Raw genomic sequence first — 14,289 nt, 5'->3', positions numbered from 1 at the left:
GTCCGACGCATGCGCATCTTCCACCTCAGCGACAGCCTCTACGAAGAGCTCGCCGCGCTTCCGGAGGACCTGCCCTCGGAAGGCTTCCTCTGGATCGGCCTGCCGCGGCGGGAATTCGAGCTTCAGCTCGGCATGCTGCAGCAGCGGCTGCAGCGCTGGACCGGCGCGCAGCTGCTCGACCTGCATGTGTCGGACCTGATGAACCAGCAACTGCCGTCGCACTTCGACTACACGAGCTGGTACGACCTGATGGTCTTCCGTCGCCTGGCGACGCTGCCGGGCAGCCAGCACCTGATGGCCGACGACGAGCCGCACACGCCGGGCGCCATCGAGCAGGCGTTCAAGTCCATCGACACGAGCCCGGTCGGTTTCGCCGTCTTCGATCGCGTGCTGATCACGGTGCATCCGGGCGACTGCCAGTTGCGCGACTACTTCGCCACCAAGCTCGGCGCTCAGCAGGAAGGCCGCGATTTCCGCGGCAGCGCGCGGCTGCCGTCCAGCCCCGCCGAGCTGATGCTGCGCATGGTCAACCACATGGTGGACAGCTACCTGGACCTGCGCCGCCTGCTGACCCGCCAGCTGACGACGCTGCAAGGCCTGTTGCTGGACCGCCGCGGGCACTTCCGCGATTGGCCGGTGGTGCTGTTCGCGCGGGATGCGCTCTCCAAGCTGGAGGACATCTGCGAGGACCAGCGCAGCGCGGTGCAGGAGTGGATCGACGCGCTTGGCGAATGGCCCGCCGGGGACCTGCACGCGGAGCGCGAGCGCGAGCTGCTGCGGGTCCGGTCGCGCGACGTGCTGGAGCACATCGAGCGCGTGCTGACGCATGTGCGGCGCCTGGAGACCTCGGCCGAGACGTCGATGCAGATGCATTTCTCGCTCACCGGCGAGCGCACCAACAACATCATGCGTACGCTGACCGTGCTGACGGCCATCTTCCTGCCGCTGAACCTGATCACCGGCGTCTTCGGCATGAACTTCGACACGCTGCCGCTGATCCACCGCGCCACCGGCTTCTGGATCGCCGTCGGCGTGATGGTGGCGCTCGCGATCGGGCTGGGGGCCTTCTTCTGGCGCAAGCGCTACCTGGGCACGCAGCAGTAGCAGCGGGCCGGCGGGACCGACGGGCTCAGCGCCCGGCGTAGGGATCGGCGAAGCCCAGGCCGAGCATGATCTCGGACTCGCGTGCTTCCATCGCCTCGGCCTCGTCGTCTTCCTCGTGGTCGTAGCCCTGCGCGTGCAGCGTGCCGTGGACCAGCATGTGCGCGTAATGCGCGGCCAGGTCCAGGCCCATCTCCTTGGCCTCGCGCTCGACGACATCGGCGCAGATCACCAGGTCGGCGGCGACCACCGGTTCGTGCGTGTAGTCGAAGGTCAGCACGTTGGTCGCGTAGTCCTTGGCCCGATAGTCGCGATTGAGCGACTGCCCTTCCTCGGCACCGACGATGCGCACGGTGATCTCGCCCGGCAGCTCCAGCGCGGCGCGCATCCACCGGATCACCTTGTGACGCGGCAGCAAGGGCCGATGACGCGGATCGGCGAACTGCAGCGACAGACTCAACTCGGGGCGGCTCATCGGGTACCTCCCTTGCGCGCGACGCCGGCTTTCGGCTGGGCCGACCCCACCTTCGCCGCGGGCCTGGCCTTGGCGACCGGCCCGGCCTTCGCGGCGGACCTCCCGCCGGCCTTCATGGCCGGCTTGGCGACAGCTTTCGCGGCCGGCTGCGCGGGTGGTTTGGCAAGGGTCTTGCCGGTCGTTTTGCCGGTCGTTTTGGCAGCCTGTCTGGCGGAGGGCTTCGGCGTCGGCACCACCGCGGTGACAGGTCTTGCCTCCACCGCCGATTCGGCGACGATCGCGGATTGCAGCCGCAGGGCACGCTCACGGCGTTCCTCGCGCTCTTGCGCATAGAGGGCATCGCGCGCCTGCTGCTCGCTCGCGTGCGCGGCGGCCTGCTCCTCGTAGGCCTGCACGATGCGCGCGACCAGCGGGTGACGGACCACGTCGGCCCGCGTGAAGCGCGTCACGGCGATGCCGTCGACGCCGTCCAGCACCTGCTCCGCGTCGACCAGCCCGCTGACGCTGCCGCGCGGCAGGTCGATCTGGCTGGTGTCCCCGGTCACCACGCACTTGCTGCCGAAGCCGATGCGGGTGAGGAACATCTTCATCTGTTCCGGCGTCGTGTTCTGCGCCTCATCCAGGATGACGAAGGCGTGATTCAGCGTGCGGCCCCGCATGAAGGCCAGCGGCGCGATCTCCAGCTGACCTTTCTCGAAGGCCTTGGTGACGCGGTCGAAGCCCATCAGGTCGTAGAGCGCGTCATAGAGCGGGCGCAGGTAGGGATCGACCTTCTGCGTCAGGTCGCCGGGCAGGAAGCCCAGGCGCTCGCCGGCCTCGACCGCGGGCCGGGTCAGGATGATGCGCTGCACCGTCGAGCGCTCCAGCGCGTCCACCGCGCACGCCACCGCCAGGAAGGTCTTGCCGGTGCCGGCCGGACCGATGCCGAAGCTGATGTCGTGGGACAGGATGTGCCGCAGGTATTGATGCTGGTTGGTCGTGCGGCCGGCCAGGTCGGCGCGCCGGGTGCGGAGCACGACGCTGTCCGGCTCCGTGCCCTCGCCGTCCGGCGCGGCGCCGGGCTTGGCCAGGTCGGCGGCGGCCTCCACGAGCGCGATCCGCAGGGTCTCGTCCGAGATGGGCCGGTCGGCGCGCGCGTACAGGGCTTCCAGCAGCGTCAGCGCGCGTTGCGCCGCGGCCCGGTCGCCCTCGATGTGGAAGTGCTCGCCGCGACGCGAGATGCGCACCGACAAGGCCGTCGCGATCTGGCGGAGGTGCTCGTCCAGCGTGCCGCACAGATGCGAAAGGCGCCGGTTGTCGGCGGGGGTGAAGGCGTGGCGCAGGTTCAAGGCGGCGCTGGCTCCGTATTCAGGGGGGTTGAGGGCGGTATTGTCGCCCGCCGATGCACCGGGCGCTTGCCGCGACTGCACAATCGCCCCCCATGCAGCGGACCACAGAACAACAAGAGCAGCGCCCCGGCCCGAGCAGCGCGGTGGCGGCACGAGAGGGATCGCGGCGGTTGCCCGCGCTGGCCGCCGCCGCTTTGCTGCTGGCGGCGCCGGTGTGCATGGCGCAGGCCGCGGCGACAGGCCCCGGCATCTGGTCGCAACTGGCCGCGCTGCTGGCCTACGGGCTGCAGTCCTCGCTGGTGCTGATGGCCTTCGTGCTGGGCCTGCTGATCTGGCAGCGCCGCGCGCAGCGCCACATCGCCTGGCTGCTGGTGCTGATGCCGGGCTGGGTGATCATGGTCGGCCTGGCACCGCTGACGCCCTGGCCCGCGGCGGTGGCGGTGGTCCTCGCGCCCTGGCTGCTGTGGTGCAGCATCCATTACCTGATGCGCCGGCTGCGCCGGCGCGATCGGCGCCTGCACCGCGTGCTGCTGGCGCAGGCCCTGCTTTTTCCGGTGGCGCTGCTGCTGCCCGTGCCGACGGCGCGGGTCGAGACCTTCGCGCTGTGGTGGCTGGGCGCCCAGTTGCTGATGGCGACGGCATGGCATGTCTGGCACCTGTGGCAGGACATGTTCCTGCCCACGCTGGAGGAACGTTACCCGCGCCAGGATTTCGCGGTCAGCTGCCTGCTGATCGGGCTCGGCGCGCTGGCGGTGGTGGCGGCCTGGCTGCTGCCCGACAGCGGGCTGGCCGGCATCCTGGCGCCGCTGTCGCTGCTGGGCCTGGGCCTGCAACGCGTGCGGGAGTTCGCCCGCGCGCTGACCCAGTCCGAGCTGCAAGTGCTGCAAGGCGAGCTGCATCTGCAGGAACGCATCGCGGAACTGGAGCGCCACTTCGACCAGCTCGCCGAGGCGAAGCTGGAGCAGGTCACCGAGCGCGAGCGCAAGCGCATCGCCGCCGACCTGCACGACGACCTCGGCGCCAAGCTGCTGACCATCGTCCACACCAGCGAGTCGGACCGCATCTCGACGCTGGCGCGCGAGGCGCTGGAGGAAATGCGCCTGTCGGTACGCGGCCTGACCGGCAAGCCGGTGCAGTTGCTGGACGCGCTCGGCGACTGGCGCGCCGAGGTGGTGTCGCGGCTGGCCCAGGCCAACATCCTGGCCGAGTGGAAATCCCCGGCCGAGGACATCGAGCACACCTTCCCCGCCCGCGCCTACGTCCAGACCACCCGCATCCTGCGCGAGTCGGTGAGCAACATCATCAAGCACAGCGGCGCGACGCATTGCGTGATCGGCTGCTCGGCCCAGGACGGCTACTTCTCCGTGGTGATCCAGGACAACGGCCAGGGCATCCCGCTGGAGCTGGAAGGTCGCCTGGACAAGGGACACGGCATGGCCAGCATGAAGGCTCGCGCCAAGCAGATGCACGGTCAGTGCCTGGTCGAATCGGGCCCCGGCTGGGGCACGGTGATCCGTCTCACGATTCCGCTCTAATGCCGTCGTGATCGCGGCGCGCGGCCGCTCGATACGGTCCGGCGCGTGACCCATTGCCCACCGCGCCACACTCCGGCGTTGACCAGTATGGTCAGCCCGCCGATAAAGCCGTAGTGTTGCCTTTCACCGGCAGGCTGTCCGCCGGCCCGCTTATTGAGCAAGAATCCCGCGCCATGAACCACATCCTGCTGCTCGAAGACATTCCCGAAATCCGTGCCTGGTTGAAGGTCCTGGTGAAACAGGTCTTCGCCAACGCGGTGGTGACCGAGTGCTCTCGCGTGCAGGACGCCCTGCAGCAGGTCAACACCCAGCGCTTCACGCTGGCGCTGCTGGACCTGGGTCTGCCGGACGGGTCCGGCGTCGACGTGATCTCGGCGCTGCGTGAAAAGCAACCCGAGGTTCAATCGGTCATCGTCACCATCCACGACGACGACGAGCACCTCTTCCCCGCGCTGCAGGCCGGCGCCTTCGGATATCTGCTGAAGGAGCAGTCGCGCGAGCTGCTGGTCGAGCAGCTGCAGCGCATCAGCCAGGGCGAGCCGCCGCTGTCGCCGTCCATCGCGCGCAAGGTCATCGCCTACTTCACGTCGCAGCGACGCCCCCAGGCGGCGCAACTGCTGCACGAGGTGTCGCTGACCGACCGCGAGACCGAGGTCCTGCTGCGCGTCGCCAAGGGCTTCACGCTGCCCGAGATCGGCGTGCAGCTGGGCCTGTCGCGCCACACCATCGCCGACTACGTGAAGCAGATCTACCGCAAGCTCAACGTGAGCTCGCGCGCCGAGGCCGCGCTGGAAGCCCAGCGCCTGGGCCTGTTCGGCAGGAACTGACCCCCCGGTCACGAACGCCGCGGCGACATGCCGCGGCGCGCCGATAATCCGCACCCATGATCGGCAGACTCACCGGCGTCATCGCGGAAAAATCGCCCCCGCAGGTCCTCATCGACGTGCAGGGCGTCGGCTATGAAGTCGACGTGCCGATGAGCACCTTCTTCAACCTGCCGGGCCTGGGCGAGCGCGCGACGCTGCTCACCCACCTCAGCATCCGCGAGGACGCGCACGTCCTCTTCGGCTTCCTCACCACCGAGGAACGCAGCACCTTCCGCCTGCTCATCAAGATCAGCGGCGTCGGCCCGAAGATGGCGCTGTCGCTGCTGTCCGGCATGTCGGTCGGAGACTTGGCTCAGGCGATCTCCAGGCAGGAGACCGGCCGGCTGGTGAAGGTGCCCGGCATCGGCAAGAAGACGGCGGAACGGCTGCTGCTGGAGCTCAAGGGCAAGCTGGGGCCGGATCTGGCGTTGCCGGTGGCCGTGGCCAACGACGCGCAGGCCGACATCCTGCAGGCCCTGATCGCCCTGGGCTACAGCGAGAAGGAAGCCGGCGCGGCGCTGAAGAAGCTGCCGACCGACGTCGGCGTCAGCGAAGGCATCAAGCTGGCAATGAAGCAGTTGTCCTGACCTCCGCCGGATCCTGCGAGATCCATCTCCTGACCGCCCCTGACGGCAGGACTGGCGGACAATCCACCCCGCCATGAGCATCCAGACCGACGACTTCACCCCCGTGCCGCAACAGGCGCGGCTGATCAGCGCCCAGCCGGCCTCGCCCAACGAGGACGCCATCGAGCGCGCGCTGCGGCCCAAGCTGCTGGACGAGTACGTCGGCCAGGCCAAGGCGCGCGAGCAGCTGGAGATCTTCATCGGCGCGGCCAGGAAACGCGGCGAGGCGCTGGATCACGTGCTGCTGTTCGGCCCGCCCGGGCTGGGCAAGACGACGCTGAGCCACATCGTCGCCGCGGAGCTGGGCGTGAACCTGCGCCAGACCAGCGGCCCGGTGCTGGAGAAGCCCAAGGACCTGGCGGCGATCCTCACGAACCTTGAGCGCAACGACGTGCTGTTCATCGACGAGATCCATCGGCTGTCGCCGGTCGTCGAGGAGATCCTGTACCCGGCGCTGGAGGACTATCAGATCGACATCATGATCGGCGAAGGCCCGGCGGCCCGGTCGATCAAGCTGGACCTGCAGCCGTTCACGCTGGTCGGCGCCACCACGCGCGCGGGCATGCTGACCAACCCGCTGCGCGATCGCTTCGGCATCGTGGCGCGGCTGGAGTTCTACACCCCCGAGGAGTTGCAGCGGATCGTGACGCGCTCGGCCGCGCTGCTCAACGCGCCCATCGAGGTCGCGGGCGCGCTGGAAGTGGCGCGGCGCTCGCGCGGCACGCCCCGCATCGCCAACCGGCTGCTGCGCCGCGTGCGCGACTACGCCGATGTGAAGGGCGACGGCAACATCACCCGCGTCATCGCCGAGAAGGCGCTGGCGATGCTGGATGTCGACCCGCAAGGTTTCGACCTGATGGACCGCAAGCTGCTGGAGGCGGTGGTGCATCGCTTCGATGGCGGACCGGTGGGGCTGGACAACGTCGCCGCCGCGATCGGCGAGGAGCCGGGGACCATCGAGGATGTGATCGAGCCCTATCTGATTCAGCAGGGTTTCCTGCAGCGCACGCCGCGGGGTCGCATCGCGACGCTGGCGGCGTATCGGCACCTCGGGGTGGCGCCGCCCAAGCAGGCGGGGCAGTTGTTCGATCTGGGCGAGTGATTGCCGGGGTCGGGGTCGCGCTCGGTCCTTCGACGCCCACAGCGCGCTCAAGGCGCCCGGGTCCCTTTTCCTCCATGTCCCCCGCCCGCTCCGCGGGCTCCTCCTAATACTTGCGGAAAAGGGACCCGGGCGCCTTGAGCCCATCCACCGAGCTCTACGCCGAGTTCTACGCAGAGCGCTACGCCCAGCTTTGCGCTGGTTGTTGGGCAGTTTGCGCAGGTGCTCGGGCTGGTGTCGTTGGATGACCAAAAGAAAAGGCGCTCCGAAGAGCGCCTTTGCCGTTCCCGGGGATCCCGAAGGATCCGAGGATCAGAAGTTGTGGCGGATACCGGCGGCCAGCGAGTTCAGGTCGTCACGCTTGTTGGGCGTGCTGGCGTCCACAGCGGTGTAGAACGCGTAGACCTTCGTGCGCTTGCTCAGGTTGTAGTTGTAGGCGACGGTGTACTGCTTGCCACCGTTGCGGCCGTTGTTGAACGAGAACGCGCCGGCCTTGGTGCCACCGACGTTCAGGTGGAATTCCGACTGGCCCAGCGTGTACATCACGGCGGCGCGGCCGATCCAGCGCGAGTCCTTCGCGCCAGGCGATTGCGGCGTGCCCGACTCTTCGCGCTGCGCATAGCCGCCGAAGGTGAAGGCGCCCAGCTCGTACAGACCGCGGATCGCGTATTGCTTGGCGCTGCCTTGCTTGCTGTAGCCGGCACCCAGGTGCATCGGGCCTTGGTCGTAGTTCAGGGCAACGTCGTAGCCGCGCGGATCGACGCCTTCACCGGCGTGCAGCGTGAACTCGCCGTTGAAGCCGTTCACGTTCGGGGTGAAGTAGCCGACCTTGTTGGTCTGCGTGAAACCAGCACCGGAGTACAGCTTGTCTTCCGACGTGCCGGTGTCGTGGTTGTGCATCGACACGTAGTCGGCGGTGGCGTAGTACGAGCCCGGGGTCCAGCGGCCGAGGCGGATCGCGCCGAATTCGCCCGACAGCTGCACGCTGGCTTCACGATTCCAGAACGCCGAGCTGGTCTGACGGCCGTCGTCCGAGTTCAGGCCGTGTTCCAGCGCGAAGCTCGCCTTCAGACCGCTGCCCAGATCCTCCGTGCCCTTGAAGCCGAGGCGGGAATTGTTGTTCACCATCGAGGCGACGCGGTCGTTGTTGCCGACCTTGATGCTTTCCACCGAGGTGTTGATCCGGCCCCACAGGGTCACGGAGCTTTGAGCGAACACCGGAGCAGAGAGGGCCGCGATGGCCGCAGCGATTGCGATCTTTTTCATATCCACCTTCGTCTGTTGGAGGTCGCAGCCACGGTTGGCTGCTTGGGCGAACTGCAATGTGTGCGGAGTATAGAAGTGCGTTTCACGCCCTCGACACGGCCGACGCGAAATCGCAACAGTTCTCCGTTAGGGGTGTCCCGCACCCGAAGGCGTCAATAGGCGCGCGGTCAAGACCTGCCCCGCCAGAAGGCCGATCAGCACGGCGATCTGCTCGCCCGAGCCGAGCCGATGCGCGTTCCAGAGGAACAGCGCCACCCCGCCCAGCAGCAGGACGAACAGCACCGCCGCCCCCAGCGCGTGCGAGGAGTCGACCACCGGGTCGAACAGCGGCCGCGCATGCGGGTCGTACCCGGGCGCGATGCGCGCGCCCACGCCCGGCTCCCAGTGCGCCGGCTCCCACCACAGCCGCAGCTTGTCGCGCCAGCGCGGCGTGCTCCGCGTCTTGCGCAGCAGCTTGGCGTAGACCTGCACGTTGGCATGCCAGGGGTTCCAACTGGCAAGCGCGTCGCGGGTGCCGTAGACGCAGCGCTCGTGGTCCAGCTCCTCCTGGAAGCTGCCGAACATCCGGTCCCAGATCACGAGGATGCCGCCATAGTTGCGGTCCAGATAGGGGTCGTTGACGGCGTGGTGCACGCGGTGATTGGAGGGCGAGCAAAACCAGCGGTCGAACCACCCCAGCTTGCCGATCTGCTGCGTGTGCACCCAGAACTGGTAGAGCAGGTCCACCAGCGCGACCACGGCATAGACCAGCGGCGGAAAGCCCAGGATCGCCATCGGCATGTAGAAGATCCAGCCGACCAGCCAGCCGCTGCCGGGCTGGCGCAGCGCGGTGGAGAGGTTGTAGTCCTCGCTCTGGTGATGGACGGCGTGGGCCGCCCACAGCAGCGCCGTGGTGTGGCCCAGCCGGTGGTGCCAGTAGTAGAGGAAGTCGTAGAACAGCAGGCCCAGCAGCCAGACCCACCAGGCGCCGGCGTCCAGCCGCGTCAGCGCGGCATGCTCGAAGACCCAGGTGTAGATGCCCAGCGTGAAGAGCTTGGTCAGCACGCCCACCACCTGGCTGAGCATGCCCAGCGCGATGCTGCTGATCGCGTCGTTGAGGCGATAGGTGTTGCGGCCGCGGCGCACGCCGATCCAGTACTCCAGCCCGATCAGGGCGAAGAACATCGGCGTGGCCAGCACGATGATCTGTGCGTCGGTCATGAGGGCCTCCTCCGTCGGGCGCTCTGCGGCGCCGTGCTTGCGTTCAGGCGCGGGCGGGCTGCGGCGCGGCGGGCATGAAGCCGGGCACGCCCGGGTCGTCCAGCGTCAGGCCCTGCAAGTGCTGATCGTCGTTCCAGCCGACCAGGCTGAAGCCCTGCGGCGAATGCAGCAGCCGGTTGATGCTGGCGTTGCCCAGCATCCAGCTGCGGGGCGCCTGCAGGTCGACGCGGGTCGCGGCGCGGTAGAGGCAGTCCAGCACGCCGCCGTGCGCCACCACCGCGATGGTCTGGCCCGCGTGCGCCGCGGCCAGCGCGGCGACCGCGTCGATGCAGCGCGCGTAGAACCGGTTCAGGCTCTCGCCTCCGGGGGGCTCGTACGCCGGATCACGTTGGCGCCAGCGCAGCGCGTCCTCGGGAAACTCGGCCTCGATGTCGACCCATCGCTTGCCCTCGTGGACGCCGAAGGAGCGCTCGCGCAGCCGCTCGTCCAGCCCGACTTCCAGCCCGTGCGGCGCGGCCAGATGACGCGCGGTGACCGCGGCGCGGCCCAGGTCGCTGGCGTAGATCGCGTCGATCGCATGATCGGCGAGCGCGGCGCCGAGGCGCTCCGCCTGGCGCTCGCCGAGCGCGTTCAGCGGCAGGTCAAGATGCCCCTGCAGACGTCCCTCGCGGTTCCACGCGGTCTCGCCGTGTCGCACGGCCAGGATCAGCGTCGACTCCACTAGACGCCCCAGACGACATCGGTGCCGGCGACCTGCGCGGCGCGCATCAGCTCCAGCAGCGGCCACAGACGCTGACGCAGCGTCACCTCGGGCCTGGGCGGCGGCTTGCGGTCCTCGGCGCGTGCCTCCTCGGCGGCGCGATCGAACGCCTGCTGCTCCTGCGCGATCGCGGCCTCGCCGTGCGCGATCAACGACGCTAGGTCGGCCGACTGCAGGATGCCCTGCGGCGCGGGATCGCGGCCCAGCGCCTGCAGCGCTTGATCGCCGTGGGCGGCCAACATGATCACATCGGCACCGGCCTTCGACTTGAACTTGTAAAGCACGCTTGTCTCCCGGCCGCCGAGTGCGACCCAACGTGCATTGTGCCGCCAGCGGGAACAGGGGAGTGGAGAGGTCACTCGACATCGCGCGGGCCTCGCGAGAGGGTGCTTGGCGCGCGTGACGCGCGTCGAGCCGCGGCGGAGGTCGCCGCCGCCGACCGTGCCGATCAGGCGCCGCGCAGCAGGTGCACCGACGCGCGCGCGCCTCGCGGCGCCTGGGCGGCCAGTTCACGACCGGCCTGCTCGCGGGCCGCCCGGGCGGCGTCGGCCCGCTCGGTGATCTGGGCGGCGCGCTCCTCGAAGGCACGCGTCTCGAGCGCCGGCGCGCAGAGGAAGCCCTGGTACTCGTGGCAGCCGCAGCGGGCCAGGAAGTCGCGCTGCGCCTCGGTCTCGACGCCCTCGGCGATCACCTTGAGGTTCAGCGCGCGGCCCATCTGCACGATCGCGTTGACGATGCCCGCGTCGCTGGCATCGCCCGGCAAGCCCTTCACGAAGCTGCGGTCGACCTTCAGGCGCTGGATCGGGAAGCGCTTCAGGTAGCCGAGGCTGGAGTAGCCGGTCCCGAAATCGTCGATCGACATCAGCACGCCGAGCTCCGACAGCGCCTGCATCCGATGCAGCGCTTCCTCCGCATCGCGCAGCAGCACGGATTCGGTCAGCTCCAGCTCCAGCAGCGACGGCGGCAGGTCGTACGCGCGCAGCGCCTGCGCGACCGACTCGACGAACTGCGTCTGCTGGAACTGCAGCGCCGACACGTTGACCGCGACCGGCACCCGCAGGCCCTGCTTCAGCCAGGCCGCGGCCTGCGCCACCGCCTGCTGCAACACCCATTGGCCGATGGCGACGATGAAGCCGCTCTCCTCCGCCACGGGGATGAATTCGGACGGCGGCACATCGCCGCGCAGCGGATCGCGCCAGCGGATCAGCGCCTCGGCGCCGACCAGCTCGCCGGTCTCGACCGAGAGCTGCGGCTGGAAGTGCAGCCGGAACTCGTGCTCCTGCAACGCCTGGCGCATCGCGTGGTCCAGCCGCATGCGCGACAGCAGGTCCACGTCCTTGCGCGGCTGATGGAAGCGGAACGCGCTGCGGCCGCTTTCCTTGACCCAGTGCATCGCGCGCTCGGCGCTGGCCAGCAGCTCCTCGGCGCTGGCGCCGTCGCCGGGGAACAGCGCGATACCGGTGCTGCAGGTCACGGTGAAGCTCAGCGTGTCGAAGCAGAACGGCCGCGACATCGCCTCCTGGACACGGCGCGCCGCGTGTTCCGCGCCACGGGCGTCGGCCTGATGGATCAGCAGCGCGAATTCATCGCCGTCCAGGCGCGCGACGGTGTCGACCTCGCGCAGCGACTCCTTCAACCGCAGCGCGACTTCCTTGAGCACGCGATCGCCATAAGCATGGCCGAGCGTGTCGTTGATTTGCTTGAAGCGGTCCAGGTCGACGTTGAGCAGCGCGAACGGCGTGGTCTCGCGGCGCGCCATCGCCTGGGCGTAGTCGACGCGCTCCATCAGCGCCCGTCGGTTGGGCAGGCCGGTGAGCATGTCGTTGTGGGACAGCTCCTCGATGCGCTGGTGCGCGGCGAGCTTCTCGCTGAGGTCGCGGAACGAGTAGACCCGCCCGATCGGTCGGCCACGGCTCCACTGCGGCAGCGAGACACGCTCCAGCACGCGGCCGTCGATCAGCTTCAAGTTGTCGCTGGTGTGCAGCAGCGGCGATTCCTGGATCGCGCCCAGACGCACCGCGTAGGCGGGGCCGTCGACGACGCTGCGCCGCATCCAGGCCTGCACGGCCTCGTCGTTGCGGTCGTTGAGCAGGTCTTCCGGGATGCCCCACAGCGAGGCCAGGCGCTGGTTGAAGCTGCGGATGCGGCCGGCCAGATCGGTGACGAGGATGCCGTCGGCGGTCGACTCGAGCGTGGCGCGCAGTTCGGCGAGCAGCGTCTCGCGCTCCTCGTCGTGCTGGCGCTGCTGGGTCTGGTCGCGCATCGCGATCATCCACAGGCCGTCGCCCTGCGGTTGCGCGACATGGCTGATGCGGCGGGAGATCCACAGCACGCGCCCGTCGGCGTGGCGCATCATGGTGTCGGTGTGCAGGCTCTCGCGGCGTCCGATCGCGGCGTCCATCCAGAAGAGCGCGTCCTCCGGCGTCGAGGCCAGCGATTCGATGCCGCTGCCGATCAGGTCCTTGGCCGGCAGGCCGAACAGTTGCTGCGACGCGGTGTTGACCGCGACCACACAATGGGTCTTCGCGTCGACCAGCCACACCGCCTCCTGCAGCCCGTCGATGAGCGGCAGGAACGCGGTGTTGAACGCCGCGTGGGGCGCGGCGGCAGGCCGGACGACAACGCTCACGCAGCCATCTCCCCGGACGACTCGGACGGCAGGCCCGTCGGGCCGGCGGACTCGAAGAAATAGGCGATGCGGCTGCGCGGGCTCAGGTAGTCCAGCGAGGCGCGCGGCAACTGCTGCGGCTTGACGCTGCGGCGGATGCCCAGGTCGGGCAGCTCTTCCAGGTTCAGCACCAGCGCCTCGTCGCGCGCGACCTTGGGATCGTGCACCATCACCTTGGGCTTGAGCGGCCGCGAGGAGTTGACCGCCACGACCAGCGCGTACCGGTCATCGGTCAATTGCACCGCGGAGCCCGGCGGGTACACGCCCATCATGCGGATGAAGGCGTTCAGCATGGTCGCGTCGAAACGGCTGCGGCCCTGCGCGAACATCAGCGACAGCGCCTCGTGCGGCGTCATCGCCTTGGAGGGCAGCAACGGATTGCACAGCCCGTCGAATCGATTGACCAGCGCCACGATGCGGGCGCCGATGCTCATGCGGTCGGCGTTCAGACGCTGCGGGAAACCGCTGCCGTCGGCATGCTCATGGTGCTGCGCGATGATCAGCAGCGGCCCGGCGCTGACGTTCATCTTCTGGCCCAGCATCACGCCCTTGGCGACATGCTGCTGATAGGCGGCGACCTCGGCGGCGGTGAAGCTGTCGTCGCGATGACGGAAGCGCGGCGTCAGCTCCATCTTGCCGATGTCGTGCAGCAGCGCGCCCTGGCCCAGGTCCAGCATCTCGTCGCGGCCCAGGCCGAACGCGCGGCCCAGCAGCATCGCGATCACCGCGACGTTCAGCGCGTGCGCGGTGCCGCGGTCGCCGGCGCCTTCGTTGAGCAGGCGGATGTTGATATCGCCCTCGACCAGCATCTTGTCCAGCAGCGCTCGGGACAGCGCGGCGGAACGGTCGCGCGCGTCGATCGGCTCGCGCGGCACCAGGTCCATCAGGTCGCGCAGCGCGGTGGCGGCCTCGGCGTACTGGCGCTCGCACAGCAACAGCGCGTCGCGCTGCTCGGCGAGCAGGCGGCGGTGGCGCTCTCGCGCCTCGTCTTCGGCGCTCTGCGGCGCATCGGCCGCCACGACGGCCGGCGCGGTCGCGGGCGGCGGCATCGGCGTGGCGTCCAGCGGCAGGTCGCTCTTGCCGGGGCTCCAGCGCACCTGCTTCAGGCCGAGCCGGCGCAAGATCAGCAATTGCTCTTCCGAGCTGAGCTTGAAGCTGCTCAACGGGAATGGATGCGACATCCAGCCCAGATCGAGATGAATGAACATCCCCACCTTGAGCTGGCTCACATCGATTAGCGGATCGGCCGATCTGTCCTTCATTCTTGTAGTTCCGCGCCTCGGGTTTGGGCGTCCTCGTCAGCAGCATCGGCTGCAGAGGGGCGCAACTTAAGCGAAAACTGCGTCACTGGCACGGCGACGCTCA

At 68.9% G+C, this 14,289-nt stretch carries 12 protein-coding genes and 1 pseudogene; 5 read left to right on the top strand and 8 right to left on the bottom strand.

Annotation, left to right across the window (positions count from 1 at the left end):
• Nucleotides 1–9 precede the first annotated feature (9 nt).
• Nucleotides 10–1,104, top strand: coding sequence for a magnesium transporter CorA family protein (locus CDN99_RS22610; RefSeq protein ID WP_088387169.1), 1,095 nt, complete (start codon nucleotides 10–12; stop codon nucleotides 1,102–1,104).
• A 25-nt stretch (nucleotides 1,105–1,129) separates the two neighbouring features.
• On the opposite strand, the gene ybeY is transcribed toward CDN99_RS22610, so the two are convergent.
• Both ybeY and CDN99_RS22600 read right to left on the bottom strand, forming a co-directional pair.
• Nucleotides 1,130–1,576, bottom strand: a complete 447-nt coding sequence (gene ybeY / locus CDN99_RS22605; RefSeq protein WP_088387168.1) for an rRNA maturation RNase YbeY — start codon at nucleotides 1,574–1,576, stop codon at nucleotides 1,130–1,132.
• Between the two features lie 373 nt (nucleotides 1,577–1,949).
• Nucleotides 1,950–2,904 (bottom strand): annotated as a pseudogene (locus CDN99_RS22600) (PhoH family protein); the annotation flags it as partial.
• Nucleotides 2,905–2,996: 92 nt separating this feature from the next.
• Here CDN99_RS22600 and CDN99_RS22595 point away from each other — a divergent pair.
• The 4 genes from CDN99_RS22595 to ruvB all read left to right on the top strand — a co-directional run bounded on the left by CDN99_RS22595 (nucleotide 2,997) and on the right by ruvB (nucleotide 7,033).
• Nucleotides 2,997–4,439, top strand: a complete 1,443-nt coding sequence (locus CDN99_RS22595; protein WP_238139665.1) for a sensor histidine kinase — start codon at nucleotides 2,997–2,999, stop codon at nucleotides 4,437–4,439.
• A 173-nt stretch (nucleotides 4,440–4,612) separates the two neighbouring features.
• Nucleotides 4,613–5,266 carry a response regulator gene (locus CDN99_RS22590; RefSeq protein WP_088387166.1) on the top strand — a complete coding sequence of 218 codons (654 nt, stop codon included), beginning with the start codon at nucleotides 4,613–4,615 and terminating at the stop codon, nucleotides 5,264–5,266.
• 56 nt (nucleotides 5,267–5,322) lie between these two features.
• Nucleotides 5,323–5,892: a Holliday junction branch migration protein RuvA gene (ruvA, locus tag CDN99_RS22585; protein WP_088387165.1), complete on the top strand. Its 570-nt coding sequence runs from the start codon at nucleotides 5,323–5,325 to the stop codon at nucleotides 5,890–5,892.
• 73 nt (nucleotides 5,893–5,965) lie between these two features.
• On the top strand, nucleotides 5,966–7,033 hold the full coding sequence (ruvB, locus tag CDN99_RS22580; protein ID WP_088387164.1) for a Holliday junction branch migration DNA helicase RuvB: 1,068 nt from the start codon (nucleotides 5,966–5,968) through the stop codon (nucleotides 7,031–7,033).
• 309 nt (nucleotides 7,034–7,342) lie between these two features.
• On the opposite strand, the gene CDN99_RS22575 is transcribed toward ruvB, so the two are convergent.
• From CDN99_RS22575 to CDN99_RS22550, 6 genes are all read right to left on the bottom strand, one after another.
• A complete protein-coding gene (locus tag CDN99_RS22575; protein ID WP_088387163.1) occupies nucleotides 7,343–8,296 on the bottom strand; it encodes a porin in 954 nt (317 codons plus the stop codon).
• A gap of 126 nt (nucleotides 8,297–8,422) precedes the next feature.
• Nucleotides 8,423–9,496, bottom strand: a complete 1,074-nt coding sequence (locus CDN99_RS22570; protein WP_088387162.1) for a sterol desaturase family protein — start codon at nucleotides 9,494–9,496, stop codon at nucleotides 8,423–8,425.
• Between the two features lie 43 nt (nucleotides 9,497–9,539).
• Nucleotides 9,540–10,217 (bottom strand): histidine phosphatase family protein, encoded by a 678-nt coding sequence (locus CDN99_RS22565; RefSeq protein ID WP_238139664.1) that lies wholly within the window; start codon nucleotides 10,215–10,217, stop codon nucleotides 9,540–9,542.
• Nucleotides 10,217–10,540: a DUF1840 domain-containing protein gene (locus CDN99_RS22560; protein WP_088387161.1), complete on the bottom strand. Its 324-nt coding sequence runs from the start codon at nucleotides 10,538–10,540 to the stop codon at nucleotides 10,217–10,219. The genes CDN99_RS22565 and CDN99_RS22560 overlap by 1 nt, the downstream gene beginning before the upstream one ends.
• A gap of 164 nt (nucleotides 10,541–10,704) precedes the next feature.
• Nucleotides 10,705–12,885 carry a putative bifunctional diguanylate cyclase/phosphodiesterase gene (locus CDN99_RS22555; RefSeq protein WP_238139663.1) on the bottom strand — a complete coding sequence of 727 codons (2,181 nt, stop codon included), beginning with the start codon at nucleotides 12,883–12,885 and terminating at the stop codon, nucleotides 10,705–10,707.
• A complete protein-coding gene (locus CDN99_RS22550) occupies nucleotides 12,882–14,186 on the bottom strand; it encodes a cyclic di-GMP phosphodiesterase (protein WP_088387160.1) in 1,305 nt (434 codons plus the stop codon). The genes CDN99_RS22555 and CDN99_RS22550 overlap by 4 nt, the downstream gene beginning before the upstream one ends.
• Nucleotides 14,187–14,289: the final 103 nt, after the last annotated feature.

This window comes from Roseateles aquatilis (genome assembly GCF_002205645.1).
GTDB lineage: Bacteria > Pseudomonadota > Gammaproteobacteria > Burkholderiales > Burkholderiaceae_C > Roseateles > Roseateles aquatilis.
The sequence above is the reverse complement of the archived record's forward strand: the minus strand, read 5'-3'. Positions and strand labels throughout refer to the sequence as shown.